Genomic DNA, 24,798 nt, shown 5'->3' with positions numbered 1-24,798 from the left:
TAAATACCAATATGACGGACACACAGGCGAATTGGAGACACTATCAAACCCGCCAATCGGTTGATTGCACGGTTTTCGATCAAGGACACGAGCGGATCGTAGCTGTTGACATGGGCATCGTAGAAACGGGGCGTAGTCGCGTTTTCGCCGGGTATTTCTTTCGCGTCAGGCTGGCGGACGATGAGCAGATCACCGCCGAAGATGGCTCGTCAATGATCGCGGCTCTGTGGCGTCTGGCTCGGAACCTGTCGGCACGCGGGCTCCCGCTCCAATGCGCCGGGATGAGTGGGCAGTGGCGTGAGAGCGGCCTCAGCCAGAACACGGGCTGGGGATATTTCGGCCCTCACCAGCAGCCTATGCACATGCTGGACGACATGCCCGAGGATGGGGGTGATGAAGCGCTCGACCGGGCGATCCGCGAAGCGGTTGACGGGATGCGGATCGGGTTGGCGTGAGCTTCCCTTCCGGGCGATCAATCGACCGTGAGGGCAGGTATGATCCCAAGATCGATACACTTGCGCTTACCTATCATTCCGACAATCGCCGCAGCCTGCTGAGCCGACAGCAGGAAGCATTCGTCAGCCGGGTCGGCGGCGGGGTCTATCGAAACAGCCCCGCCTGTGAGCAGATCGCAGGCGACGCCATTCTCCACGAGCCCTTCTACCCCATCGACGATCAGCTTGCGCGGGATACGACATTCACCGGCCATGCTGATGCCATTCGAAGCCGCTGACGCAACGACGGCCACCGCCTGCCGCAGTGACAGCTTCCGAGACTTGTTGGGAAACCGCACGGTCGGACGAGCGATGAACTGCCCAACGGGCTTCACGACCACGGAGTCCATATGGGCGATGCTGAGAACAAACCCGTTCAGTGTCGCACGCTCGGGGTTATCATCGGGGATACCGCCCAGCGTGGCGGAATGGCGCTCAACCGACGCCGGGGCCGCTCCCGCCGTCGATCCACCGCCCGCTGCGAGATTGGTTAGCGGCCCGCCCTCATGCAGTCGCTTTATGAGGCCGATCAGGTCGGCTTCCCGGACATACGCTTCCTCGGCGGATGTGGTGACCAGATCGATCTCGTAGGTGGGCTTGAGACCGGCTTTCCAGATCGAGCGAATGACATTCAACTTGTAGGCGTTCGATAGGCGATTGTTCGGGTGCCGCGCTTCGTTCTCGTGCTGAAAGACACGAGGGCCATAGCCTTTTCCGACATAGAAAGGACGCCCGTCAGGGCGGCGCAGGATGTAGACATATTGGGCGGGCTGGCTCGCAAGGAACGCCTTGCAGCCCAGATCATCGCCGTGGAACAGCCGCCCGGTTGGAAAAGCGGTCATCAAGCCGCCGTTACCAACGCTGCCTGCTTCGGATCATAGATGTAGCCCGTGATCGAGCCGTCTCGTATCCGATCCACGGCCTCATTAATGACCTGCAAAGGCACGAGAAACCACTCGCGCGGCTTGACCGGGCTTCCGACCTGCACCGCAAGATCAACTTGCGCTGCCGCGAATACGCGGTGGATCAGAGTTTCCAGCTTGGCTCGGTTGATATTGAACAGGGTATAACTGGCAACGACATCGACACCGGCGAACAGGTAGGTCGCCTCCTTTGCCGCATTGGCGATCCGGGCCTCAATGGACCCGCCCGTCACCCCGATCTTGTGGATCAGGTCACGATGCTCAGCGATGGTCGGATGATCGGATTTGCTGCGCAGGACATAGATGGTGCCGCTCTCCAGATCGCCATCTCTCGCCGTGCCTGAGAACAATGGCCCCGCTTCGGGCTCGGTGATCCGCCGTCCTGCGTCATCCTTATACAACGCCCGCTGCAACGAGCGCAGCAGGAGGTTGCTCTCCGTCGCATTGGAGTAAACCACCTTCAGTCGTGCGTCCGTCTCACCGTTCGGTGCGCGGATGGGGTCACCCACTTCCGCAACATAGGCGACCTGCCCCCCAAGGATGAAGAACTGTCCCGTGGTAATGTCGGCCTTGAGGAACCCGGCGTCCTTCACAAACGGGCGCGTCACGCGCGCGCCGGTCTCAAGGTCGCGTTCGACCTGTTCGAACAGGGGCTTGAATGCGGCGAAGTTCTCACACTTATCGCGGTTTGCAATTTCCTCAGCGGCACGGCGTTCGTCGGCGGATGGCACATGGCGCAACACGCGAATGTCATCAGCAGCGGGATCGACCGCGATCCCAAGCTCGGCAAGTAAGGCGTCGTCGTCGATGCTCTCGACGGGCATTGCTGCCTCCGCCTCCGCAGTGCTCAGTAGGCCATTGGTGTCCAGCGGCCTGAGAAGCTCGCGGCATTCGTCGAGTTCGCGCAGCCGGTCGAGGCGAACGGCATCGAGCCGCTCGAAGATGTCACGATCCTCGCCGTGCTGCGGCGCGCGCCCGTGCTCGTTGTAGAAACGCACGACATCCTCAAATCCTGCGATGATCCGCTCCTCACGCGGCGTGTAGGTCCGGGCCTTGGGTTGCTCGATCGCTACGCCAAGTTCGGCAAGCAGTTCGTCGTCCGATAGGTCAGCCATTCGCAGCGGCCTCTGCACGGTAGCGGGCGAAGGCGGCAACCCCCTCCGCAAGCCGCTTCTCCCATGCGTCCTGTGCGTTGATGTCGGGCAGGCGTCCGCGCTCCTTCTTGAACCGCAGCGCGCGCTCGGCGAGGTCGCGGGCTTCCTCGGGTGAGATTTTGACTTTCCGTGCCGAGATGACCGCCTGCACCTGCTTGAGGATGTTGGCGTCCATGGACCGGGCCAGCACCGAGTATGCCGCTTCGAACGGGTTGATGCTGTCGATCAGGTCGATGTCCAGATCGCGGACATCCATCGCGAACTTGCGCACGCCGTCGATCAGCGCAGTGTTCAGCTTGGGCTCGCCATCCTCGGTATCACCGCCCCCGGCGAGCTTCTTCGCGCGCTGGGTCAGGTTCAGCGCGGCGATGGCGTGCTGGCGAACAGCCTCCTGATCCTCGGCACTCAACTCGGGATAGCGGTCGCGCACGATCGCGCCCATGCGAAGCTGGGTCAGTTCCTCGGGCACCACTTCCTCATCGAACATGCCGCGCTCAAGGGCGGTCTTGTCCTGCACGAACTGGGTGATGACCTCGTTCAGGTCTTCCTGACAGATGCGGACTGCCTCATCGCTTTTGGGTTCGACAAGGCCGTTGATCTCGAAGTGGAATTGGCCGCGCTCCTCGTTGAAGCCGACATTGGTCTGCCCCTCCTGATAGCCACCGGGGCCATAGTCGAAGTCGTCGATCGGACCGCGATCCTTGGGTGTGAAAGTGAACCTCGGCGCAAGAACCTGCTCCATCAGCAGGCTTGCGGCGATGGCCTTGAGGGTATCGTTGATCGCGCCGACCACTGCCGCCTCGGAGGCGTCGGGCTCGGCGATCAAATTGGTGAAGGTGGCGGTTTCCTTCCCCGGCGCATCGCGGGTGGCGCGACCGATGATCTGGATGATCTCGGTCAGGCTCGACCGATAGCCGACCGTCAGCGCATGCTCGCACCAAATCCAGTCAAAGCCTTCCTTCGCCATGCCCAGCGCGATGATGATATCGACATGATCGCGGTTGTTGCGGTGCGTGGGGTCTTTCAGCGCGGCGAGCACCTTGGCCCGCTTCGCCGGGTCGCTGTCATCGACCAGATCGGCGATTTTGATGATCCGGCCATCTGGCAGCTTCACATGATGGAAGCCGGTCTGGGGGTCGGCACCCTGCCACTCCCCCAAATACTCCATGATCTCCTCAACCTCTTTGATCTTGTCCTTCGTGCTCTCGCGCGAATTGACCGAGGGGATGTGGACGATCGTTTTCTTCGCCGGATCGAGGACGGCCTCGATCGCGCTTAGATAGCGGTTGGAGTAGAAAAAATAGCCGATGTTGAGGGCCTTGAGATGCTCATAGCCGTTCAACTGCTCATAATAGGTGTAAGTGACCGGCTCGAACCGCGCCTCATCCTCCGGCATGAGAACCGGCACCGCGTCGCCCCGGAAATAGCTGCCGGTCATCGCCACGATGTGCGCCTTGTCGCGACGGATGAAGTCGGCAAGCTGGCTTCCGAGGCGATTTTCTGCGCTCGCCGAGACATGGTGAAACTCGTCCACCGCAATCAGCCTGTCATCGAACGCCTCAACGCCAAGCTGCTCGACCGCGAAGCGGAAGGTCGCATGGGTGCAGACCAGCACGCGATCCTCGCTGGCGAGGAACTGGCCGACCGCGCGAACCTTGGAGGCATCGACGCGCTCCTCATCCGGCCCCGGCGCATTGCAGAGATTCCACTGCGGCTTGACCGTCCAATCGGCCCAGAAGCCGAATTTGGAAAGTGGCTCGTCCGAGAAGCTGCCGCCAATCGACTTCTCAGGCACGACGATGATCGCCTGCTTCAGCCCCTGATTGTGAAGCTTGTCGAGCGCAATGAACATCAGCGCGCGCGACTTCCCGGAGGCGGGAGGCGACTTGATCAGCAGATACTGCTCGCCCCGCTTGTTGTAGGCGCGCTCCTGCATCTCGCGCATGCCCATCGCGTTGGGCTTGGCGGAGGTGCCAGTGCGGGCTGTCTGAAAGGAGACGGCGGGTATGGGCTTGGCGGTGGTCATAATTTCCAGTTCTCGGCTGCAACGATCGCAGCCTTCCATGCGCGATCAATTGATTTTGTCTCGGCAAGGAAGAATTCCCCGCCGAGCGATTTGCCCTCGGTGGCGAGCAGCTTCTTCATCTCGCCCTCTCCGGCCAGTGCATGACGCGAAGAGGGAAACGGAAACCGCCTCTCCGAGTGAGTGGACTTCTCGATCTTCCACTCGAAGGCGCAGGCCGGAAGTGCGCCGTTATGCGCATCGCAGCGGGTCTGCGGACTAACCGAGAAGCCGACCTTCACGATCGAGTGACCGGAAGCCCCATAACCAAGAAACTTGTCGGCGTCCCCGTGCAGGCGGAGGATGTAAAGGTGCTTCGGTCCCTCAGCCTCACGGACCATATAGCTCGATTGAGACACCGGCCCCGGTCGGCTCGGCGAAAGGATTTGCTGGGCTGGCCCCGGTATGAGCGCCTCGACCGGCGCGCCACCAAAAACGGAAACCTCGTATAGCGGCAGATCGAGAATCCGCAGCGCCTCTTCACAGGTCAGCCGTAGGCCATATGATCCGATTGCCGTGCCGTTAGCGCCGCCCTTATGGGTATCGGGGAAAATGTCGCGAACGAATGGGCGGTCCTCCTCGGGGATACGCCATGCGCGAAGTGCCTTCAGGGCATTAGCCCACGCATGCACTCGATCCGGGTCGCTCCGCTCTTCGGCGTGGCGCTGTGGAGCAAGGAAATTCCACTTTGTCCCGTGAATGTGGGACTGCTGCTGCATTCCGAGCACGCGGAGTCGCTCCTTGGGGTTTGGAGCCTCAGAGGTGGCGCAAACAACCAACAGTGCACCGGGCTTGCTCTCTCGGACAAACTTCTCTCGCGCAAACGCCTTGGTGTAGCCCAGAAAGCCCCATGTCTCGGGATCGAACCCGTGGAAGCTCTTGAGGAAAACCTGCGGCGGATCAGCCCTTATCGCGGCGAGCGGGTCCAACATGGCACTCCACTCTCGACCGTCCTGATGAGCGCGCGCGAACGCCTCAACACTGCCATAGGTTTGGACGACCTTGGTCGGAGCGATCTGGCTGATGACGCGACCATCTGTCGTCCAGCCATGAGCGTCAAACATTGCGCCGAGACCGCCATACAGATCGCGGGCGATGCGATTAACTTCGCGTTTGTCCCATCCCGGTGAGCGATCCTGATCAGTCATGACGCGCCCCGCGCTTCGCACGCTCCGATCACTTCGCGCGTTCCTCTTGTTCCTTTTTCAGGGCGCGTTCGAGCCATTTTGGCGGCTCGACGACCTGTGAGAAGAAGATGTTCTCGGGCACGTCGCGCCAGAAAGCGCCGATGGCGTCGGCAAAACGCGCAAGTTCGGCATCACCGACGTTCAGCGATGTGAAGTCGAGGGCAGACACAAAAATCGCAGGAAGGTCGTCCGTTTTGCCGACCAAATCGGGGGCAAGCGCCTTCAAAGCCTGAAAGGACGCCCCATTGCCGTGCTTGTAGACATTGGTCACGAGGTGACACAGGTGCAGATCACGAAAATAGCCGCATGCCCTCACCGGCCATTGGCAGCATTCGAGTAAATCAATCAGATCGTCGAAAGTGACCCGCCATACAGCACCATGCGTGTGATTGCCAAAGCCGTGATGTCCGAATTCCTTGCCCAACCAATCGCGAAGCTGCTTCTCCCAATCGTGAAACATGCCTGCAATGATGCTCAGCCGGGTGTTGTCGCGTAACCCGACGAGGCTGAGGTAGAAGCTTATGTTTTCGTCGTATGCCCGTTCATAATAATCACCCGGATCGTCGCGGTCGGGATTGAAATAACTTCCTCGCTCGGCCAGCCACGCATCCGCGTGACGATCGGCATCGGCTTTCATCGTGTCGTCGTTGAACGGATCGAGCAAACGACGTTTTGCCTCCGCGACATAAAAGTCGTGGTTTGCGATCAGGTGATCGCGTGTCGGCCCCCACATCTGGAGAAAAACTCGATCCGGCTTGCTCACGCCGCCGCCTTCTTGACGGTCATCTTCGTGTAGAGGTCAAACAGCTTCTCAAGGCGCTCGGTGTCATTACGGAAACGGCGACCGACATAGATGCGTTCGAGCACTTCGTCGTTCTCCTCGTGAGCACGGCGAAGGTCATCGGGCATGGCGTCAGGATCATAAAGTTCGGCAATGGTCGCAGGGAAATGAGATTCACGCGCGAGGAGAATGGTCTCAGCACAGCGCGTGAGGTCCATCTTGTTTTGTTCTGTCAGCTTTGGGAGAGGGAATGTGTTCCAAACCATGGTCCCGGAATAACGATAGTCCGTCTTGATACGGCCCGCGACGGCATCAACCCAAACCAACTGCATCCGTGAACTGAGCACGGAAAAACTCACCATATCAGCATCAAAAATAGCAGAAGCCGAATCGGCAATCACCGTCGTTCGACCATCAACGATTCCTACCGTGACATATTCTCTTCTTTCAGAAAAATGCCGAGGGATGATTATGCTTCTTCCTTCTGTGTGAGGGGAGAATACAAATCTGTGAGGGGTAGATGCCCCCTTATTTGCCTGAGACCCCTTGCTCTCCTCTCGAAGGATGCGGACTTTTTCTATTCTGTCTATGACATCAGGGTAGCCTGATATTTGAGGGAGTTGTTCGTCATTGATCCACAGGCAGCATCTATCGGTTCCGCGAATGAATTCCTGCGAACCTACATATCTTTTAACGATGCCCTTGGCGTCGGGTTCGCGTGCTATCAGCAAGGCGGCTTCGTCGGTGCTCAGAATTAGGTTTCCACCGTCGGTTGGCTTATTTCCATAATCCATCCGGGACAGTTGATGTAATGGAGAGGTCCGCTTGACGACAACCTGATCAGACCCAGCGATGAGATAAGGGCCGATCAAATCCACTTGCCTTGCGACATCTCCCTCAAAGAGCAGCCTCTGACCATTAGAAGATGCCGAAAGGCCAATCACTACGCATGTAACCGCAGCTTTGTTGCTTGCAAGGTTTGCCCATAAAAAAGACTTATGCGCAAAATGAATGTGATTCTTTTGAGAAAATATGAGGGGCCAAAGCATGGCGACTTGCTCGCCTTGCGTAACAGAATTGGTGGTCACCAGCGCGCTGCTTGCTCCCGCCAATCTATTGAACTGCGCAGCCTTAAATAGAAAGGCCGCGACATAATCCAAATCCTTGTATTTTGCAAAATGACTTGCAAATGTCAGAAGCATATCCTCCTTCTGACCCGAAGTCTGATTCATGCTCCCTTGATAAGGTGGGTTACCGCACAGATAGATTTCGCCGCCGCTGTTCTCAAAATCGATCTCCGACTGATCGAGCGGCGTCTCGAACAGGTCATCGCCCCGCATCTTAACGCCAGTGCCGGTCGCAGGGCAGACGCTTAGCCAGTCCAAGCGAAGAGAATTGCCACACGTGATCCAGTTTTCGGAGTTGAGCGGAAGAAACTCTGCCAACGCTTCTTGTTGTCCCCGGTATAGCACATCGCATTGATACTCAGCGATGATGAGCGCAAGGCGGGCAATCTCAGCCGGAAAGTCGCGAAGTTCGATGCCACGAAAATTCGTTAGTGGAATATCGCTCCTTCGCTCGCGCTCTCCCCGCAACCGGTTAATCTCGGCCTCAATCTCCCGCATCTGCTTGTAGGCGATGACGAGGAAGTTGCCGGAGCCACAGGCCGGATCGAACACTCTGATCCGCGCCATGCGGTTGCGCAGGTTGAGCAGTTTGCGTCCATTGTCGCCCGCCTCCTCCAGCTTGCCGCGCAGATCGTCGAGGAACAACGGGTTCAGCACCTTCAGTATGTTCGGCACGCTGGTGTAGTGCATGCCGAGCGCGCCGCGCTCTTCGTCGTCGGCCACGGCTTGGATCATCGACCCGAAGATGTCCGGGTTGATCTTCTTCCAGTTCAGGTTGCCGATGTGGTTAAGGTAGGAGCGGGCGATCTTGGTGAAGCGCGGCACCTCGGTGCTGCCACTGAAAAGCTGGCCGTTCACATAGGGGAACTGGTTAGCGTAGCGCGCGATCCCCGCCGACTGACGATCCGCGATCTTCGTGTCCATCGAGCGGAAAATCTCGCTGATGACGGTGTGGGTGTCCGACGAGTCTCGCGCGCTCATCTGCTCGACAGTCTTGGTGAACAGCCCCTCGCCGACGAAGATGTCGGTATCCTCCGCGAAGAAGCAGAAGATCAGCCGCGCCATAAAGTGGTTCATGTCCGGGCGGCGCTCGGCCTTCGCCCAGTCCGGGTTGTCCTTCAGAAGCTCGACATAGAGTTTGTTGAGACGGCCCGTCGCCCGGATGTCGAACGAGCTTTCCCGGATTTGCTCGACCGTGGTGATGCCCGCCAGCGGCAGGAAAAAGCCGAAGTGATCCGGGAAATCGGCATAGTCGCACGCGACCGTCTCACCGGTCGCCCGATCCTCAGCTTGGAAGGAATCGCCGTCCGTCGCGGCGATGAATTTGGCCTTGGCTGTCGCCGTTTTCGGGCTGTCGCGCAGCAGGCCAAGCGTGGCCTCGACCTCACCGGCACCGCAGGTCGCGATGTGGATGTTGCTGCGCTGGAGCACGCCGCCAACATCGGACTGGTTGGTCGCGCCGGTGCGCAGCCGCTTGATGGTCGTCTCAGGATTGCCGAACGCGCGCAGGAACGAAAAGGGAAACTCCCCCCGGTCAAAGGGTTCAAGCGCAAGCTGCGAAACGGCTTCTTCGATCTCAACAGGATTCATCCCGACAGCATAATGACGAGGGTAGGATGCCGCCAGCAAAACGCATTCATCGTTGCAAATTCATAACCTTCCGACCACTCTCTCACCCAAGGCATCGGGGGACGCCGTGGGGCTCACGCGCGAAAGGATCATTGAGGCGTTAACCAGTGAGCGGGCGCTGACCGTTCAGGGCGCGCCCTTCGCGGTGCTGGGTGCCGAATGGGCGGACGAGTTCATCGTCCTGTCGATGAAGCCGGGAGCCGCGCGGAAGAAGGTGCCGCTGGACGAAGGGCTGGAAGGCGGGCGCATCCGCTGGGGCCGCGAGCTTGAGTTCGGCGGGATCATCAAGTTTGTCGATGTCGATAACGACCGGGTGGTGGTGCAGCCGCTGGAAGGAGCCGCACCGAAGGAAGGTGAGACGGCATGGGTTTTCCTCAACGACTTCCTCGGTCCCCTGATTGAAATGTGGCAGGGGCCGATGGCGGGCCGAGCGGCGAAGGCGCTCCAGCAGTCAAAGGCCGACCTCGATCCCATACAAGAGGTGAGGCCCCTCCCACCTGACTTCGCCGACCTGCGCAAACGGCAGGTCGAGGCGGTCCAGAACACCGCCTATCGATGCTCCATCGTGATCGGTCCTCCCGGCACCGGCAAGAGCTATACGATCGGAGCCATCGCCGCCTATCTGCTGCGCCGCTTCCCCAAGGCCCGCATTCTTGTCGTCGGGCCGACGAATGTCGCCGTGGACACCGCGATCCTCTCGATCGACGACTGGCTGCAACGGATCGGCAGACATGATCTGGCGGCGCAGGTGAAGCGAATCGGCGCGCACTTCGACCCACGCAAATATGTTGATCGACCTCATCTGTTGGCACCGGGGATCGCCGAGAAGGTCAACGAATATCTGGTGCTTGAAGCCTCCGAGCCGCCCAAGGCGAAGATCGCCGACTATGTGAAATGGAAGGGCCGGATGGATGCCGCCCGCCGGAATCTCAGCGCGGACATCGAGACGACCGCCGCTTCCGCGCGCGTCGTAGGCGTCACCGTCGCGACGGCGGTGCGCTGGCACCTTTGTCTGCAAAACCCTCGCTTCCCGTTCGTGCTCTGCGACGAAGCCTCACAGGTGCTCGGCCCCGCCGCGATGATGATGGCGGCGCTGGGTGCGCAAACCATCTTCGCGGGCGATCCCCAGCAGCTTTCCCCCATCGCCAGATCGGATAGCGCGGCTGTTCGCGGGGCTCTCACCCGCACCGCCTTCGATGTTTTTGCCCATGTGAGAACCGCGCGGTTGAATGAGCAATCGCGTATGGCGCAGGCCATCTGCCACATCGTTGGCACGACATTCTACGGCGGTGACCTCCTCGTCTGTAAGAAGGCCAACCGTGATGAGGGATGGCGGGCGAGCCGCTCGCCCTTCTTCGTCAACGGGCGCGAAGTGCCGAGGGTCTGCTTCGACCCGGTGAGCGAGGGAGCGACGTTCTCGACGAGATATGGCGGCTTCATCCGGTTCGAATCTGCCAAGCTGGTGCTCGCTGCGCTGGACGAACTGGCGGGTTCCTATGTGGACCCCAAGGACATCGTGGTCCTCACGCCTTATCGAGCGCAGGTGGCTTTGCTGCGATCCATGCTCCGACGTGATCATGCGAAGGTCAGCGTCAGCACTGTGCATCGCGCACAGGGCAGCGAGCGCACATTGGTGATCTTCGACCCGGTGGATGCGTCGAGCACCTTCTTCAACGGGGCAGAGGGCGACCGCCTCATCAATGTCGCGATCTCTCGCGCGAAGGCGCATGTCGTGATCCCCTATCATGCGAATGACCTTCTGAAGCCCGCAATGAATCAGATGCACGGTATTGCCGCGAAGCTTTGCCAGACCGCAGGCGATTATGCCGCGCCGTTTACCTTTCGGTAGATCGGGCGCGGTAGCTCAACCCCGGCCTTGGGAACGAAGCATCGCGATGTTGCTCGCCGCTTCCTGCTCCATTTGCGCAAGGCGTTCCTCGACCAGCTTCCAGCGCAGGTCGCGTGTGGCCGGATTAGAGGGACGGGCGGGATCGCAACACCCGCCCATCAATCGCCAAATCCAGATCGTGCCGCTATCGTCGATGTAGTCGTCGTCCATCAGCTATTTAGGCATGACGGGCTTGAGACGCTGACGGCTTTGTTCTTTCGGCTCTCACGTTTGCGCGCGGCATCTTTCTCTCGCTCTTTTGCCTTTGCGACTTCCCGCTGCTCGGGTGTGCGAATGATCGGTTTCCGTCCGCCCTTCTGCTTCTCGGGAATCTCGATCGCCAGTGGGATACGCACCAGCGACGCGGTGACGTGCGGCAAGGAGTCAAAATACTCTTTCAGATATAACGCCTGTTCTCGGTCGAACACCCACAGCGACACCGGGGCGGTGCTGTTGGGGTCGCGGATGCTGGTGCGCGTGACGAACTGGAGGACGGCCTCAAACTCGACACTGCGCGTCCAGTGATTGGAGTCGATGTCGAGCAGGTCCAGTAGCGACCGCAGGTTCGCGCACGGCTTCGCGGCGTAGATGATGGCAGCGTGGTGCAGTCCGCGATACTCGTTAGTCCCGGCCTGCTTCGGGGTGAGATAACCTTTGTCGGGAAGGGCGAGAAGTTCTCTTGGCGAGGGCTTCCCCGGACGACCAGCGTTGTTCGTGGTCCAGATCGCAGCGTTCGGCAGCACGGTCGAGAGATGAAGCCCCACCTCGCGCAAGACCGCCTGTCCAGCGTCCTCGCCGAACCAGCCTTTCGCTGACGGTCTGTCGCTGAAGTAGTGGATGCTCACCGACCGCGCTCGTGGTTGCGCCGAGTTGATAGGCGCGGGCAGACACTCCCACTCGATCTCGTCAGTGTCGAAGAAGGCCGATATCGTCGCGCCGATGTCATCGCGAAATCGGTTCCCCAGCAGTTCCACGCGGTCGAATGCGTCCAACGACCGCAGCGAAAAGACGCTGGCCCAGCACCATGCCACCGTCTTGTCGCTCATGTCGGTCCAGTCGGGAAGGCTGCACAAAACGTGCCGCTTCGGACCGGGCTGGCTGGCCTCGATCACCCGCGCGTGAAAGAGATCGAGATGGGTGTGAGACTGGTCTGCGCGAACATCAGGAACGGTGAGAGCACGGCCCGTTGGGGTGAGGGTGACCGTATGCCATTTGCCGCCGAACGGTGTAAGTTCGTAGTGCTGCTGGAAGAACGCGGCATCAAGCGCGGTGCGCTTTTCCTGAAAGTCGAGGAAGCGGGGCACTTCATCGATTACGATCTGCCAGCCTGCGAAGCCCTTGAAGTCGCTGCGGAGCAATGCCTCGTGCGTGATGATTACGATGACGTGATCCACCGGGCGGTAGTCGCCGGGAAGCGCCGCAATGCGGCTTGCTACTCCCCGGCCCGAGTGGTTCTCACTGTGGATGTGGCAGATGATCGGACGGGTTTTCGCGGCATCGGCAGCGGCGCGCATTCGGGTTTCCAACTCGTAGAAGGTTTCCCTCCGCTCGGTGACGAACAGCACCTTCCCTTTGGCCCGAACAATCCTGTCGATCGCTTCTCCGGTCTTTCCTGCTCCGGCGTGAGACTCGTCTATAAATATCTTCATTGGAGTGGCTCTTGATGTTGAGGATTAACAATACCACTTACCAACACCTTCCCGCATTATTCGAATGTCCTGTCGCGGCTCTCATGAAGTGTCCGCATTATACTCTCTAAAGACTATAGAGGGTTTCGCGCGGACATCGACGCGGAGGAGTTCTTGCTGCTTCGACATCACTCGACATGCCCGCAGATGTTCAATCGGTGTTCGATGGTGTGGCGGCACGCCGCGCCATCGAGCACGAGGGAATGCCAAGGGCTGGGGACGCGCCCTTGCGCGGCACCGCTGGATGGACGTGGATCATGGGCTGTCATTCAGGGCGTCGGACTTGTCGGCCCCGCTATCGCGGTCCCGCGCGCGTCCTTCGCGAACAGGTTCACCGGCTCGACATCTGGCGATGCCAAGCCGTCTCCCTGTTCCTCATGTAGCTCGGCAGTTCACCTCGACCCGAAAATGCTGCTTCCCCTCGACGCTTTCACGCTCCCAGACCATCGGGCACCGCCCGACGAGAGCCGCGAGCAGACGCGTCGAAGTGCATTCCAAAAGCCACCCCGCGCATGCCCCTCGAAAATCCCGGTTTGCCGTCGATCCGACCTGCCGGTTTTCGCCGCTCGATAAGCAGTTGAATTCGAAAAGGGACGTTAACCGCCGAGATCGTAATCTGGGGAGCGATAGCGGGAGCCCCGGCCAGCATGTGGAATGACGACAATGCCATCTACGACGATGGCGAATGGATCACTTGGACCGAGATCAACTCCCACCTCGAACGGTTAGAGTTCGAAGCCCGCTTCCCGGACCTCGAAGCCGATCTGGTGCCGATCTTCCAGAGCCTGCTTTCCACGGCGCAGGATTACTACGAACTGACCGGGCGGCACCTTCAGGTCTACGGCGACCTCGGCGAGCTATACGGCGTCATCACGCACGGGCTGAAGCTCCACCGCAACTACGCCCAAGGGTCGGACGGGAAGATCGGCAACCACTTCGTCGAGGTGAAGACCATCACGCCGTTCAAGAGCAACGATGTCGTCGCCCTCAACCTCAAGCGCAACTTCAGCAAGGTGCTGGTCGTGAAGATCAGCGCCGACTTCGAGGTCAGGGGGAAGCTCATCGACCGGAAGGCGTTGCCCAAGGCCAAGGGCGACCGGCTCATGCTCGCGTGGGATCACTTCGAGCAGGCCGATGCCGCCTGAACGTCACCGCGCTCGTTCGATCAGTGACGACAACTGGTTGCCCTTCCCGATGAGGATGCGGTTGGCGTTGAGCGTGCTGTTCGTCGCCGGGTCGTAATAGCCCAGCAGCATGGCGTTGCGGTCGAGTGCCTTCTGCTTACCGCCCCCCTGTTCCTCGATATAGCCAATGACCATCCGGTTCGAGTTCAAAATCGGTGTGCGTGCCATGTTGCCTCCGTCGATGAGGACGACGAGGTAGCTCCAGATCAGAATATTATCGAACTAAATGAACTGCTTGACCCGTTCCAGAACTGGAGCGAGTCCTTCTGGAATGACCAAGCGCATCGCACTCTACACCCGCGTCTCACAAGACAGCCAGACCACCGAGAACCAGCGTCGAGAACTCATGGCCGTCGCCGAACGGCTTGGCTGGGAAGTCGTCGCCGAGTTCACCGACCACGGTATCAGCGGCTCGAAGGGACGCGACAAGCGCCCCGGCTACGATGCGCTGATGAAGGCTGTGGCGCGGCGCGAGATCGACATGGTGGCAAGCTGGGCCGTGGACCGGCTCGGGCGCTCTCTCCAGAACCTCGTCACCTTCCTCACCGAGATCAACGCCAAGGGCGTGGACCTCTATCTGCACCAGCAGGCGCTCGACACGAGCACGCCCAGCGGACGCGCCATGTTCGGCATGCTGTCGGTGTTCGCCGACTTCGAGCGTGAGATGATCATCTCCCGCATCAAGGCCGGGTTGGCGCGATCCACGAAACGGTCGGGCCGACCGCCCCTCGACGCCGAAAAGGTCGAGCGCATCAAGCGCTCCCTCACCAAGGGCGTCAGCATCAACGCCACGGCCAAGAAGCTGAAGGTCGGTGTCGCGACCGTCCACCGGCTCAAGCAGCAGATGGCGCTCGCCGCCTGACCTTAGTCACTGCCGGTCGGTGCAGCGTCCAAGCCGTCGAGCCACATCGTGAACTCCTCAGCGGTCATAACCTGACCCGGCTGGGCTGCTGCGGCCATCACTCGCTCAACGAACCCCTCCGCCACCTCGTCCCGGCAGATGGGACACTCCGCATGTCCATCATCGTCGCACCGTTCAACACGCTCAACCACGTTCCCGGAGCCTCCATCAATGACCCGCCCAGATGATATCACAGGCTCCCCCCAACCACATGTTGAGCGTCCAGATGACGGTGACGGTGCGGTGCCTCTTCTGGGACTCGAACCGCCCGCCATTGAAAAAGCAGGAGAAAACCAGACCCGGCACGAGGACTCGAACCCCTCGACCTGCTACGCTCCTCTTCTGGGCACCACTTTCCTATTAGGAAATTGACGCGCGATCACCGTCAAAACGGCGGTCGCGCGACGTGTTTGCGGCATATGCCGCCGCGGCGTACGCACGCGATACGCGGACGCAACCCGCTGGATCGACGCGAAATCTGCTATATAGCGCCGGAGCGGGTCGGCCGGGACATGGCGCCCGCCCGTTTTCCCGGAGTACCCCATGCAGCCGAACACCGCGCTCAGCGCCTTCGGATTCACCGATCTCGAATCATCGCTCTATACCGAGTTGCTGCGGCAGGCGCCCGCGACCGGCTATCGCCTGTCGCAGCGCGTCGGCAAGGCGCCGGCCAACGTCTATCAGGCGCTGAAGGTGATGGAGCAGAAGGGGGTCCTGCTCGCCAGCAACAGCAGCGATCCGGTCACCTATACCCCGATCCCGCCCGCCGAGCTGTTCGCCTCGCTCAAGCGTGACTTCGACCGCCGCCATACCGAGGCCTTCAAGTCGCTGAGCGCAGTCTATCAGCCGACCCGCGCCGAGGAGTTCTTCCAGCTCCGTTCGGTGCCGCACGTCATCGAACGCGCCCGTGCGATGATCGCCGAAGCGCGTGAGATCGTGCTGTTCGATCTGTTCCCGGCGGTGTTCGATCTGTTCGCCGAGGACATGGCGGCGGCGCGTGCGCGCGGCGTCATAGTGGCCGGGATCGCCTATCGCGAGGAACATGCCGGGCCGACCGTACCGTTCAACCGCGAGGCCGCCGCGTTCGTCGGTGAGGGCTGGCCGGGGGTCGGCGTGCTGGTGGTCGCCGACGGTGCGCAGCAGTTGATGGCGCAATTGTCGCTCGACATGGAGCATGTGCTCAACGGGCTGTGGAGCGACAGCATCTTCCAGAGCTGCTTCCTGCACTCCTATGTCGCGGCGCATATCCGGCTGGTGGCGTTCCGCGCCGATCCGTCTGATCCGTTGCGCGAATTGTCGTTGCAACAGGCGCAGCCGCCGGGGTTGCAGATGCTGATGGCACAGCGCGAGGGCGGCGCGGGCTGATCTGGTCGTCATCCCGGACTTGATCCGGGATCCCGCTTCCTTTTCGCGACGGCCAAGAAAAGCGTGGCCCCGGATCAGGGCTCTCCTGAGCTTGTCGAAGGGTCCGGGGCGCCGGTGAAATCGGCTTGGGGATGGCATCGCCGCGGTCCTCGGCTATTCAGGCCCGCGATCACGGCGGAGGACCTGGCAGGACATGGCGAAGGCAGCATCGGCGCTCGACTATCGCGAACTGGCGCGACGGCGGCTGCCGCGGTTCCTGTTCGAATATATCGATGGCGGCAGCTATGCCGAGGCGACGCTGCGCCGCAACGTTGACGATCTTGCCGAGATCGCCTTGCGCCAGCGTGTGTTGACCGATGTCTCGACGCTCGACCTTTCCACCGAATTGTTTGGGCGGCGGCAGGCGCTGCCGGTCGCGCTCGCGCCGATCGGGCTGGCGGGGATGAACGCGCGGCGCGGCGAGGTGCAGGCTGCACGCGCCGCGAACAAGGCCGGGGTGCCGTTCTGCCTGTCGACCGTCTCGGCCTGCCCGATCGGGGAGGTCGCGGCGCAGACCGACGCGCCCTTCTGGTTCCAGCTCTACATGATCCGCGACCGCGCGTTCATGAAGGACCTGCTGGCGCAGGCGCGCGCCGCGGGGTGCACCGCGTTGATCTTCACCGTCGACATGCCGGTGCCGGGCTCGCGTTACCGCGACTATCGCAGCGGGCTGGCCGGCGCGCCGGGGCTGGCGGGGGCGATGCGGCGGACGTGGCAGTCGGTGCTGCGCCCGCACTGGGCGTGGGACGTCGGGGTGCGCGGGCGTCCGCACCAGCTCGGCAATGTCGCGCCGGTGCTGGGGCGCAACACCGGGCTGGAGGATTTCTTCGCCTGGATGCGCAACAATTTCGACCCGACCGTCTCGTGGCGCGATCTGGAGTTCATCCGGGAAAGCTGGGACGGGCCGCTGGTCATCAAGGGCATTCTCGACCGTGAGGATGCGCTGGCCGCCGCCGAACTGGGCGCGGACGGGATCGTGGTGTCGAACCACGGCGGGCGGCAGCTGGACGGCGTCCCTTCCACCGCGCGCGCCTTGCCCGCGATCGCCGAGGCGGTGCGCGATCGGATGACGGTCTTGGCGGACGGCGGAGTGCGCTCGGGGCTCGACGTGGTGCGGATGCTGGCGCTGGGGGCGCATGGCGTGCTGCTCGGGCGCGCGTGGGTCTATGCGCTGGCGGCGCGCGGTGAGGCGGGGGTCAGCCACATGCTGCAACTCGTCGAGGCCGAGATGCGCGTCGCCATGGCACTGACCAGTTGCACCAGCATCGACAGGATCACCGGCGACGCGCTGGTGCGGTGAGGCCGCCGCGGTAACGGCCCGGCCGGCTGGCTCAGTGCAGCAGTTCGTCGCGCACCCGAATCGCGCGACTCGACAGCCGCACCTCGATCATGAACGCGACGAAGGCGGCGATCAGCAGCGACATCGCGAGGATGAAGCTGACCGCGACATACGGGCCGATATGGCTGTGCGTCAGCGCGCCCATGAACAGCAGCGCGACGACGATACAGGTCGCCACCGCGCTGGCCACCGCGAGGAACAGCGCGAAGTTGATGACGCTCATCCGCTTGGCAAGGCGGCGCAATTCCCACACGAGCCGCGCACGTTCGTCGATGCCGATCTGCGGATGCCGCTCCTCCAGCACCCGCACGCGGTCGATCACGCGCGACAGCCGCCCGGTCAGCACGTTGAGCAACGCGCCGATGCCGGTCAGCACGAAGACCGGGCTGAGCGAGGCCTGGATCGCCTCGGCGATGGTGGGCAGGGCAGGAGCATACGGCATTGCGGTATGTTGTGGCCTGTCGTGGCGCGATCGACAACGCTGGATGACAAATTGTTACGCTGCCGGCGGGATCGTTGAAGCGGCGCGGCGCGTACGTATCTCGGGATACGGTCACCGGGCAGCATGGTCCGGGGCCGACGCAAGGAGAAACGCCATGATCGTCTCGATCGTCGCCGGGCTGCTGCTCGGCACCCCCACCGCCCCCGTCCCCGCCGACGCGGCGCACCGCGTGCAGATGGACCATCGCGGGCAGCAGGTCGACGTCACCTATCGCAGCGCGGTCGACGTTACGCACAAGCAGGTCGGCGCGGTCGGCGCGCCGGGTCGCCCGAGCGTGCTGCGCTGCGCCTGGACCGCCTCGGTCGACGTCCACCGCGAAGCGCGCCACGCCGCAGGGCATGTGATGGCGCGCACGATCAGCGCCGACACAGCCCTGACCGGCACGCGGCCGGGCTGGTGCGCGACGCAGCGCGACGCGATCGCGCAGGATGTCGCGGCGCGCAGCGGCAAGGTCCGCGATCATCTGCTCGCGGTCGCCGCGCGCGATCAGGATGCGCTGGTCGCCGAACTCGACGCCGCGCACGACCGGATCCGCGGCTGACGTGCGGATGCGTTATGTGATCGCCGCCATGCTCTCGGGCGTGGCGGCGCTGCCCGCCGCGGCGCAGGTCCAGGCCGGCGTCGAACTCGCCACCGACGAGCGCCGCCGCGGGATCAGCTGGAGCGAGGGCAAGGCTGCACCGTCGGCCTATGCGCGCATCGACCTGCCCGCCGGGTTCGACCTCGGCGCGCGCGTGCTCGCGACGCGCGGCGACGCGCGCCACGACGGCGCGGACGGCGTGATCGAGCCGGCGCTCGGCTATTCGCGTGACCTCGCGAGCTTCCGCCTCGATGCGTTCGCGACCGGGCATTTCTTCACCGGCGCGCGCGGGGCAATGGATTACGGCGAGGTTGGCGCGGGGCTCAATTACTCGCTTGGCCCGGCGCAGGCCGGGGTCGAGGCGCGCTACGCCCCGTCACAAAGCGCGATCGGCGGCGACAATCTCTATCTCGGCGTACGCGGGCGCGTCGGCATCCCTGCGACGCCGTGGACGGTGACCGCCAGCGCCGGACGTTCGTCGGGCAGCGTCGACGACGTGACGCGCGCAGCGCGGCTCCGCCCGGACGGGACCTATCACGACTGGTCGCTGGGGGTGCAGCATATCACCGGGCCGCTGACGGTGGCGCTGGAATACACCGGCACCGACATCCGCAACGGACCGGACCTGTCGCGCTTCGCGGTGCGCGAACATGCCGGCGACCGGCTGGCCGCGCGAATCTCGCTGGGCATCTGACCACCGTCGCCCCTGCGAAGGCAGGGGCCCATGTCTGCATCGTCGGATCGAGGCACCTGACACACGGACGACATCCTTGTGTCAGACCCTCCGCGACATTCGACAGACATAGGCCCCTGCCTGCGCAGGGGCGACGGCCACCAAAACCCCTTGAGCCCCCACTGACGTTGACGTAAACGGTAGCCAACATATCGCATCGAGAGGGTTACCGATGACCGACGTCGTGATTGCCGGCTATGCCCGGTCGCCGTTCCATTTGGCGGGCAAGGGCGCGCTGGCGCGGGTGCGTCCCGACGACCTTGCCGCGCAGACGATCCGCGGGCTGATCGAGAAGACCGGCGTCGACGCGTCGCTGATCGAGGACATCGTGCTCGGCTGCGCCTTCCCGGAGGGCGAGCAGGGGCTGAACGTCGCGCGCATGATCGGCTTGCTCGCCGATTTGCCGCTGTCGGTGGGCGGGATGACCGTCAACCGCTTCTGCGGCTCGTCGATGAGTGCGATCCATATCGCGATGGGGCAGATCGCGGTCGGCGCGGGCGAGGCGTATATCTGCGCCGGGCTGGAATCGATGAGCCGCGTGCCGATGGGCGGCTACAACCCGCTGCCCAACCCCGAACTCGCCGCCAAGAGCGCGGGCGCGTACATGGGGATGGGCCAGACCGCCGAGAACGTCGCGCAAAAGTACCAGATCACTCGCACTGAGCAGGAAGCCTTCGCGGTCAAGAGCCAGCAGAAGGCCGCCGCCGCACGTGAGGACGGCCGCCTGTCCGACGAGATCGTCGCGATCCAGACCAAGGCCGGCGCGGTCGATCAGGACGGCACGCTCCGCCCCGAGACAACCCCAGAGGCGCTTGCCGGGCTCAAGCCGGCGTTCTCGGCAGAAGGCTCGGTGACCGCCGGCACCTCCTCGCCGCTCACCGACGGCGCGAGCGCGGTGCTCGTCACCTCCGAGGCGTTCGCCAAGCAGCACAACCTCCCGATCCTCGCGAAGATCAAGGCGATCAGCGTGTCGGGCTGCGATCCCGAGACGATGGGGCTCGGCCCGATCGGCGCGTCGAAGAAGGCGCTGGAGCGTGCGGGCATTGCCGCCAGCGACCTCGATATCGTCGAGATCAACGAGGCGTTCGCGAGCCAGGCGATCGCCTGCATCCGCGACCTCGGGCTGAAGGAAGAGACAATCAACCTCGACGGCGGCGCGATCGCGATCGGCCACCCGCTCGGCGCGACCGGCGCGCGGATCGTCGGCAAGGCCGCCGCACTGCTCGCGCGCGAGGGCAAGCGCTACGCGCTCGCCACGCAATGCATCGGCGGCGGGCAGGGCATCGCCACCGTGCTGGAGCGCGTGTGATGAGCGACGGCATCAAAAAAGTCTGCGTGATCGGCGCAGGCGTGATGGGCGCGGGCATCGCCGCGCAGGTCGCCAATGCCGGCGTGCCGGTGCTGCTGCTCGACATCCCCGCCAAGCAGGGTGACGATCGCGACGCGGTCGCCAAGGGCGCGGTCGCGAAGATGCTCAAGACCGAGCCCGCTCCCTTCATGTCGAAGGCGGCGGCCAAACTGGTCGAAACCGGCAATATCGACGACCATCTGGCGCGCGTCGCCGAATGCGACTGGATCGTCGAGGCGATCGTCGAGCGGCTCGACATCAAGCAATCGCTTTATGCCAAGCTGGAGGCGTTGAAGCGCCCCGGCACAGCGGTGTCGTCGAACACCTCGACGATTCCGCTCGAACGGCTGGTCGAGGGGCGTAGCGAGCAGTTTCGCCGCGACTTCCTCATCACGCACTTCTTCAACCCACCGCGCTACATGCGGCTGGTCGAGATCGTCCGCGGCGCTGACACCGATGCCGGCACTGCCGGCAAGGTCGAGGACTTCGTCGACCGCTTCATGGGCAAGCGGATCGTCCGCGCAAAGGACACGCCCGGCTTCATCGCCAATCGCATCGGCACCTATTGGCTGGCGGTGGCCGTCAATGCCGCGATCGATCAGGGGCTGACCGTCGAGGAGGCCGACCAGATCGGCGGGCGTCCGATGGGCGTGCCCAAGACCGGGATCTTCGCGCTGATCGATCTCGTCGGCGTCGACCTGATGCCGCTGCTCGCCAGGAGCCTGTCGGACACGCTGCCGCAGGGCGATCCCTATTTCGCCACCGTCCGCCCGCTGCCGCTGGTCGACCGGATGATCGCGGAAGGCTTCACCGGGCGCAAGGGCAAGGGCGGCTTCTACCGGTTGGAGAAGGGCGCTGACGGCAAGCGCACCAAGCTGGCGATCGACCTGACCACCGGCGACTACCGCCCCGAAGCCAAGCCCGAGGCGCTGCCCGCCGCCGCCGAGAAGGACCTCGCCGCGCTCGTGACCGTCCCCGGCAAGGTCGGCGATTATGCGTGGACGATCCTCGGCAACGTGCTCAGCTATGCCGCGATGCTGGTCGGCGAGGCCGCCGACGACGTTGTCGCGATCGATGACGCGATGAAGCTCGGCTATAACTGGAAGTTCGGCCCGTTCGAGCTGATGGACCGGCTGGGGCCGGGCAAGCTGGCCGAGCGGCTGCGCGCCGAGGGCCGCGCCGTCCCCGCGATCCTCGACACCGCCGGCGACCGGCCGTTCTACCGCGTCGAAGGCGGGGTGCGGCAATATCTCGGCAGCGACGGCAGCTATCACGACGTGCCGCGTGCCGAGGGCGTCGTGCTGCTCGAAGACATCAAGCGGCGTTCGCAGCCGGTCGCGAAAAGCGCGTCGGCCGCGCTGTGGGACATCGGCGACGGCGTGCTGTGCCTTGAATTCACCGCCAAGATGAACGCGCTCGACGGCGAGGTTGCCAGCCTGATCCAGCAGGCGATCCCGCTGGTGCAGGAGCGGTTCAAGGCGCTGGTGATCTACAACGAGGGCAGCAACTTCTCGGCCGGGGCGAACCTCGGGCTTGCGCTCTTCGCGGTGAAGGCCGGGGCATGGGGCGAGATCGAGAAGCTGATCGTCGGCGGGCAGCAGGCGTTCAAGGCGCTGAAATACGCACCCTTCCCGGTGGTCAGCGCGCCCGCGGGCATGGCGCTGGGCGGCGGCTGCGAGGTGTTGCTCCACTCCGACGCGGTGCAGGCGCATGCCGAGAGCTATATCGGCCTCGTCGAGGCCGGGGTCGGGCTGGTGCCGGGCTGGGGCGGGCATGGCGAATTGCTCGATCGCTTGGCCAAATCGAAGGGGATGCCGCGCGGGCCGATGCCGGCGGTGATGAAGGCGTTCGAGCTGATCTCGACCGCGCAGGTCTCGCGCTCGGCGGCGCAGGCGAAGGAGATGGCATTCCTGCGCCCGACTGACGGCATCACCATGAACCGCGACCGCCTGCTGGCGGACGCCAAGGCGAAGGCGCTGGCGCTGGTCGACGGCTACACCCCGCCCGAATCGCCGACCTTCCGCCTGCCGGGCGCAAGCGGGCGCACCGGGTTGGCCGGCGCGGTTGCCGACTTCCGCCGCAAGGGCGTCGCCACCGCCTATGACGAGGTGGTCGCAGGACGGCTCGCCAACGTGCTGACCGGCGGCGAGGCCGATCTGGTCGACACCGTCACCGAGCAGCAATTGCTTGACCTGGAGCGCGCCGCCTTCATGGAAAGCGCGCATGACGAACGCACCCATGCGCGCGTCGAAAGCATGTTGATGACCGGCAAACCGTTGCGCAATTGACTCACATCTTCCCCGTCGGTCCGGGCGGGGAAGGCGATTCATCCTGCGTTCAACGAAACGGGACGCAGGAACACCGGGCCCAGACACAAAAAGACATGAGGATCGCCATGAACACCCGTCACCGCATCATCGCCTCGCTGGCCGTGCTCGCCGGTTCGTCCGCGCTCGCCGGCGCCGCGCACGCGCAGGCCTTCTACCTTCAGGAGCAGGCCGCGCGCGGCGCAGGCCGCGCCTTCTCGGGCGAAACCGCCGATACCGGCGCAGCTTCCCTGTGGTGGAACCCGGCGTCGATCGCCGGGATCGAGCGCGCGGAGGCGACCGTCAGCGCCTCGGTGATTCTTCCCAAGGGTGACGTGGTCGACAAGGGCACCGTGATCCGTCGCCCCGGCGGCACGTTCGCGCCGGTCGGCGGCGCGTCGTCGTCGAGCGACCCGATCAACAAGGGCGTGCTGCCCTCCGGCGCGGTCGCGATCCCGCTGGGTGACCGGCTCGCGGTCGGCCTCGCGGTGACCTCGCCGTACAGTTTCACGACCGACTATGACAACAACAGCTGGGCACGGTACAGCGCTGACCGCACCTATCTGCGCACATTCGACATCCAGCCCTCGGTCGCGGTGGCGGTCACCGACTGGTTGCGCGTCGGCGGTGCCGCCAACATCGAACATACCGATGCCAGCCTGACGAACGCGCTGCCCAACCTGTCGGCATCGCTTCCCGACGGCAGCCAGAAGCTGGCCGGCGGCGGCTGGGACGTGGGCTGGACGGCGGGTTTCCAGATGCACAACGACTGGGCGACCGTCGGCGTCAGCTACAAATCGGCGATCAAGCACACGCTCAAGGGCGACCTGACCGTCAGCGGGCTGCTCGGCCCGCTTGCCGGGCAGAACCGGACGATCAACGACGTCGAGGCGAGCTTCTACACGCCCGCGCAGATCATGGTCGGCGGCCGCTTCCGCGCCACCGACAAGCTGACGCTCAACGCGCAAACGATCCGCTATACCTGGGAAAAGTTCGACGCGATCCGCCTCGGCGCGCCGCTCAACGCCGCACTGCCCGAGAACTATCGCAGCATCTGGAGCTACGCGGCGGGCGTCGACTATGCCGTCTCGCCGCGGCTGACGCTGCGCGGCGGTGCGCAGCGCACGCTGACCCCGACCCGCGATGGCGAGCGTGACGCGCGCGTGCCTGACGCAAACCGCTGGAATTACGCTGTCGGTGCTTCGTTCGACGTCACGCCGCACTTCTCGCTGGATGCCGCCGCGAATTACGTAGACTTCACGGATGCGACGATCGACCGCACGACGGCGGCCTATGCCGGCAGCGCGGTCCAGACGCCGATCCTCGTCAACGGCCGTCTGGAAGACGCCCGCGCGATCGTCCTGTCGCTCGGCGGCCGCGTGCGCTTCTGATGAGAGCGTGGGGAGGGGGCTCGCCTCCTCCCCACCCCGTCATTCCCGCGAAGGCGGGAATCCAGAACCGCTGACGGTGCGGCTCAAGCGACGACCCGCGCGTCTGGATTCCCGCCTGCGCGGGAATGACGAAATTGATGTAGGAACAGATGTCCTACACCCTCCAACAATCGCTAT

Annotated in this window: 21 protein-coding genes; 11 read left to right on the top strand and 10 right to left on the bottom strand. The window is 63.3% G+C overall.

The window, feature by feature from the left end; all coding sequences use genetic code 11:
- Positions 1–11 precede the first annotated feature (11 nt).
- The gene (locus SPHPH_RS0109720; RefSeq protein WP_156025949.1) at positions 12–455 is read left to right on the top strand and encodes a hypothetical protein; all 444 of its coding nucleotides are present in this window, start codon (positions 12–14) and stop codon (positions 453–455) included.
- A 17-nt stretch (positions 456–472) separates the two neighbouring features.
- Here the strand turns inward: SPHPH_RS0109720 and SPHPH_RS0109715 are convergent, their stop codons facing one another.
- The 6 genes from SPHPH_RS0109715 to SPHPH_RS0109690 are packed head-to-tail and all read right to left on the bottom strand — an operon-like array spanning position 473 to position 9,318.
- Entirely contained in the window at positions 473–1,336 is an 864-nt protein-coding gene (locus SPHPH_RS0109715) for a GIY-YIG nuclease family protein (protein ID WP_051272948.1), read from the bottom strand.
- On the bottom strand, positions 1,336–2,532 hold the full coding sequence (locus SPHPH_RS0109710; protein WP_028966524.1) for a GIY-YIG nuclease family protein: 1,197 nt from the start codon (positions 2,530–2,532) through the stop codon (positions 1,336–1,338). The genes SPHPH_RS0109715 and SPHPH_RS0109710 overlap by 1 nt, the downstream gene beginning before the upstream one ends.
- Positions 2,525–4,597 carry a pseudomurein-binding repeat-containing protein gene (locus SPHPH_RS0109705; RefSeq protein ID WP_028966523.1) on the bottom strand — a complete coding sequence of 691 codons (2,073 nt, stop codon included), beginning with the start codon at positions 4,595–4,597 and terminating at the stop codon, positions 2,525–2,527. The genes SPHPH_RS0109710 and SPHPH_RS0109705 overlap by 8 nt, the downstream gene beginning before the upstream one ends.
- Positions 4,594–5,781 (bottom strand): hypothetical protein, encoded by a 1,188-nt coding sequence (locus SPHPH_RS0109700; protein ID WP_156025947.1) that lies wholly within the window; start codon positions 5,779–5,781, stop codon positions 4,594–4,596. Before SPHPH_RS0109700 ends, SPHPH_RS0109705 begins: the two co-directional genes overlap by 4 nt.
- A 28-nt stretch (positions 5,782–5,809) precedes the next feature.
- Positions 5,810–6,583, bottom strand: a complete 774-nt coding sequence (locus tag SPHPH_RS0109695; protein ID WP_028966521.1) for a hypothetical protein — start codon at positions 6,581–6,583, stop codon at positions 5,810–5,812.
- Positions 6,580–9,318: a class I SAM-dependent DNA methyltransferase gene (locus tag SPHPH_RS0109690; protein WP_028966520.1), complete on the bottom strand. Its 2,739-nt coding sequence runs from the start codon at positions 9,316–9,318 to the stop codon at positions 6,580–6,582. Before SPHPH_RS0109690 ends, SPHPH_RS0109695 begins: the two co-directional genes overlap by 4 nt.
- Before the next feature lie 106 nt (positions 9,319–9,424).
- Here SPHPH_RS0109690 and SPHPH_RS0109685 point away from each other — a divergent pair, with 106 nt between their 5' ends.
- On the top strand, positions 9,425–11,206 hold the full coding sequence (locus SPHPH_RS0109685; RefSeq protein ID WP_028966519.1) for a DEAD/DEAH box helicase: 1,782 nt from the start codon (positions 9,425–9,427) through the stop codon (positions 11,204–11,206).
- A gap of 15 nt (positions 11,207–11,221) precedes the next feature.
- Here SPHPH_RS0109685 and SPHPH_RS0109680 read toward each other — a convergent pair whose 3' ends face one another.
- Positions 11,222–11,416 carry a hypothetical protein gene (locus SPHPH_RS0109680; RefSeq protein WP_028966518.1) on the bottom strand — a complete coding sequence of 65 codons (195 nt, stop codon included), beginning with the start codon at positions 11,414–11,416 and terminating at the stop codon, positions 11,222–11,224.
- Positions 11,416–12,894 carry a hypothetical protein gene (locus tag SPHPH_RS0109675; protein ID WP_028966517.1) on the bottom strand — a complete coding sequence of 493 codons (1,479 nt, stop codon included), beginning with the start codon at positions 12,892–12,894 and terminating at the stop codon, positions 11,416–11,418. Before SPHPH_RS0109675 ends, SPHPH_RS0109680 begins: the two co-directional genes overlap by 1 nt.
- A 686-nt stretch (positions 12,895–13,580) precedes the next feature.
- Here SPHPH_RS0109675 and SPHPH_RS0109670 point away from each other — a divergent pair.
- Positions 13,581–14,078, top strand: a complete 498-nt coding sequence (locus SPHPH_RS0109670; protein ID WP_028966516.1) for a hypothetical protein — start codon at positions 13,581–13,583, stop codon at positions 14,076–14,078.
- Between the two features lie 3 nt (positions 14,079–14,081).
- Here SPHPH_RS0109670 and SPHPH_RS21135 read toward each other — a convergent pair whose 3' ends face one another.
- Complete coding sequence (locus SPHPH_RS21135) at positions 14,082–14,285, bottom strand: hypothetical protein (protein WP_028966515.1); 204 nt, start codon at positions 14,283–14,285, stop codon at positions 14,082–14,084.
- Between the two features lie 103 nt (positions 14,286–14,388).
- On the opposite strand from SPHPH_RS21135, the gene SPHPH_RS0109660 reads away from it, so the two are divergent.
- The 3 genes from SPHPH_RS0109660 to lldD all read left to right on the top strand — a co-directional run bounded on the left by SPHPH_RS0109660 (position 14,389) and on the right by lldD (position 17,722).
- A complete protein-coding gene (locus SPHPH_RS0109660) occupies positions 14,389–14,979 on the top strand; it encodes a recombinase family protein (RefSeq protein ID WP_028966514.1) in 591 nt (196 codons plus the stop codon).
- Positions 14,980–15,561: 582 nt separating this feature from the next.
- Entirely contained in the window at positions 15,562–16,383 is an 822-nt protein-coding gene (locus SPHPH_RS0109650; RefSeq protein WP_028966513.1) for a TrmB family transcriptional regulator, read from the top strand.
- A gap of 193 nt (positions 16,384–16,576) precedes the next feature.
- Positions 16,577–17,722: an FMN-dependent L-lactate dehydrogenase LldD gene (lldD, locus tag SPHPH_RS0109645; protein ID WP_028966512.1), complete on the top strand. Its 1,146-nt coding sequence runs from the start codon at positions 16,577–16,579 to the stop codon at positions 17,720–17,722.
- A 31-nt stretch (positions 17,723–17,753) separates the two neighbouring features.
- Here the strand turns inward: lldD and SPHPH_RS0109640 are convergent, their stop codons facing one another.
- Positions 17,754–18,203, bottom strand: a complete 450-nt coding sequence (locus SPHPH_RS0109640) for a DUF2721 domain-containing protein (protein ID WP_028966511.1) — start codon at positions 18,201–18,203, stop codon at positions 17,754–17,756.
- 154 nt (positions 18,204–18,357) lie between these two features.
- Here SPHPH_RS0109640 and SPHPH_RS0109635 point away from each other — a divergent pair, with 154 nt between their 5' ends.
- From SPHPH_RS0109635 to SPHPH_RS0109615, 5 genes are all read left to right on the top strand, one after another.
- Entirely contained in the window at positions 18,358–18,804 is a 447-nt protein-coding gene (locus SPHPH_RS0109635; RefSeq protein WP_051272947.1) for a hypothetical protein, read from the top strand.
- A gap of 7 nt (positions 18,805–18,811) precedes the next feature.
- The gene (locus SPHPH_RS0109630) at positions 18,812–19,537 is read left to right on the top strand and encodes a TorF family putative porin (protein ID WP_037489429.1); all 726 of its coding nucleotides are present in this window, start codon (positions 18,812–18,814) and stop codon (positions 19,535–19,537) included.
- 211 nt (positions 19,538–19,748) lie between these two features.
- The gene (locus SPHPH_RS0109625; RefSeq protein WP_028966508.1) at positions 19,749–20,885 is read left to right on the top strand and encodes a thiolase family protein; all 1,137 of its coding nucleotides are present in this window, start codon (positions 19,749–19,751) and stop codon (positions 20,883–20,885) included.
- A complete protein-coding gene (locus SPHPH_RS0109620) occupies positions 20,885–23,212 on the top strand; it encodes a 3-hydroxyacyl-CoA dehydrogenase/enoyl-CoA hydratase family protein (protein WP_028966507.1) in 2,328 nt (775 codons plus the stop codon). The genes SPHPH_RS0109625 and SPHPH_RS0109620 overlap by 1 nt, the downstream gene beginning before the upstream one ends.
- 107 nt (positions 23,213–23,319) lie before the next feature.
- Entirely contained in the window at positions 23,320–24,621 is a 1,302-nt protein-coding gene (locus SPHPH_RS0109615; RefSeq protein ID WP_028966506.1) for an OmpP1/FadL family transporter, read from the top strand.
- Positions 24,622–24,798: the final 177 nt, after the last annotated feature.

Origin of the sequence: Sphingomonas phyllosphaerae FA2 (genome assembly GCF_000427645.1) — a bacterium.
Taxonomy (GTDB): Bacteria; Pseudomonadota; Alphaproteobacteria; order Sphingomonadales; family Sphingomonadaceae; genus Sphingomonas; species Sphingomonas phyllosphaerae.
The sequence above is the reverse complement of the archived record's forward strand: the minus strand, read 5'-3'. Positions and strand labels throughout refer to the sequence as shown.

Bases quoted from the DNA above. Each gene is read 5' to 3' on its own strand.
- SPHPH_RS0109720 (WP_156025949.1), top strand. From the start codon at position 12: ATGACGGACACACAGGCGAATTGGAGACACTATCAAACCCGCCAATCG.
- SPHPH_RS0109715 (WP_051272948.1), bottom strand. From the start codon at position 1,336: ATGACCGCTTTTCCAACCGGGCGGCTGTTCCACGGCGATGATCTGGGC.
- SPHPH_RS0109710 (WP_028966524.1), bottom strand. From the start codon at position 2,532: ATGGCTGACCTATCGGACGACGAACTGCTTGCCGAACTTGGCGTAGCG.
- SPHPH_RS0109705 (WP_028966523.1), bottom strand. From the start codon at position 4,597: ATGACCACCGCCAAGCCCATACCCGCCGTCTCCTTTCAGACAGCCCGC.
- SPHPH_RS0109700 (WP_156025947.1), bottom strand. From the start codon at position 5,781: ATGACTGATCAGGATCGCTCACCGGGATGGGACAAACGCGAAGTTAAT.
- SPHPH_RS0109690 (WP_028966520.1), bottom strand. From the start codon at position 9,318: ATGAATCCTGTTGAGATCGAAGAAGCCGTTTCGCAGCTTGCGCTTGAA.
- SPHPH_RS0109680 (WP_028966518.1), bottom strand. From the start codon at position 11,416: ATGGACGACGACTACATCGACGATAGCGGCACGATCTGGATTTGGCGA.
- SPHPH_RS0109675 (WP_028966517.1), bottom strand. From the start codon at position 12,894: ATGAAGATATTTATAGACGAGTCTCACGCCGGAGCAGGAAAGACCGGA.
- SPHPH_RS0109670 (WP_028966516.1), top strand. From the start codon at position 13,581: ATGTGGAATGACGACAATGCCATCTACGACGATGGCGAATGGATCACT.
- SPHPH_RS21135 (WP_028966515.1), bottom strand. From the start codon at position 14,285: ATGGCACGCACACCGATTTTGAACTCGAACCGGATGGTCATTGGCTAT.
- SPHPH_RS0109660 (WP_028966514.1), top strand. From the start codon at position 14,389: ATGACCAAGCGCATCGCACTCTACACCCGCGTCTCACAAGACAGCCAG.
- SPHPH_RS0109650 (WP_028966513.1), top strand. From the start codon at position 15,562: ATGCAGCCGAACACCGCGCTCAGCGCCTTCGGATTCACCGATCTCGAA.
- lldD (WP_028966512.1), top strand. From the start codon at position 16,577: ATGGCGAAGGCAGCATCGGCGCTCGACTATCGCGAACTGGCGCGACGG.
- SPHPH_RS0109640 (WP_028966511.1), bottom strand. From the start codon at position 18,203: ATGCCGTATGCTCCTGCCCTGCCCACCATCGCCGAGGCGATCCAGGCC.
- SPHPH_RS0109635 (WP_051272947.1), top strand. From the start codon at position 18,358: ATGATCGTCTCGATCGTCGCCGGGCTGCTGCTCGGCACCCCCACCGCC.
- SPHPH_RS0109630 (WP_037489429.1), top strand. From the start codon at position 18,812: ATGCGTTATGTGATCGCCGCCATGCTCTCGGGCGTGGCGGCGCTGCCC.
- SPHPH_RS0109625 (WP_028966508.1), top strand. From the start codon at position 19,749: ATGACCGACGTCGTGATTGCCGGCTATGCCCGGTCGCCGTTCCATTTG.
- SPHPH_RS0109620 (WP_028966507.1), top strand. From the start codon at position 20,885: ATGAGCGACGGCATCAAAAAAGTCTGCGTGATCGGCGCAGGCGTGATG.
- SPHPH_RS0109615 (WP_028966506.1), top strand. From the start codon at position 23,320: ATGAACACCCGTCACCGCATCATCGCCTCGCTGGCCGTGCTCGCCGGT.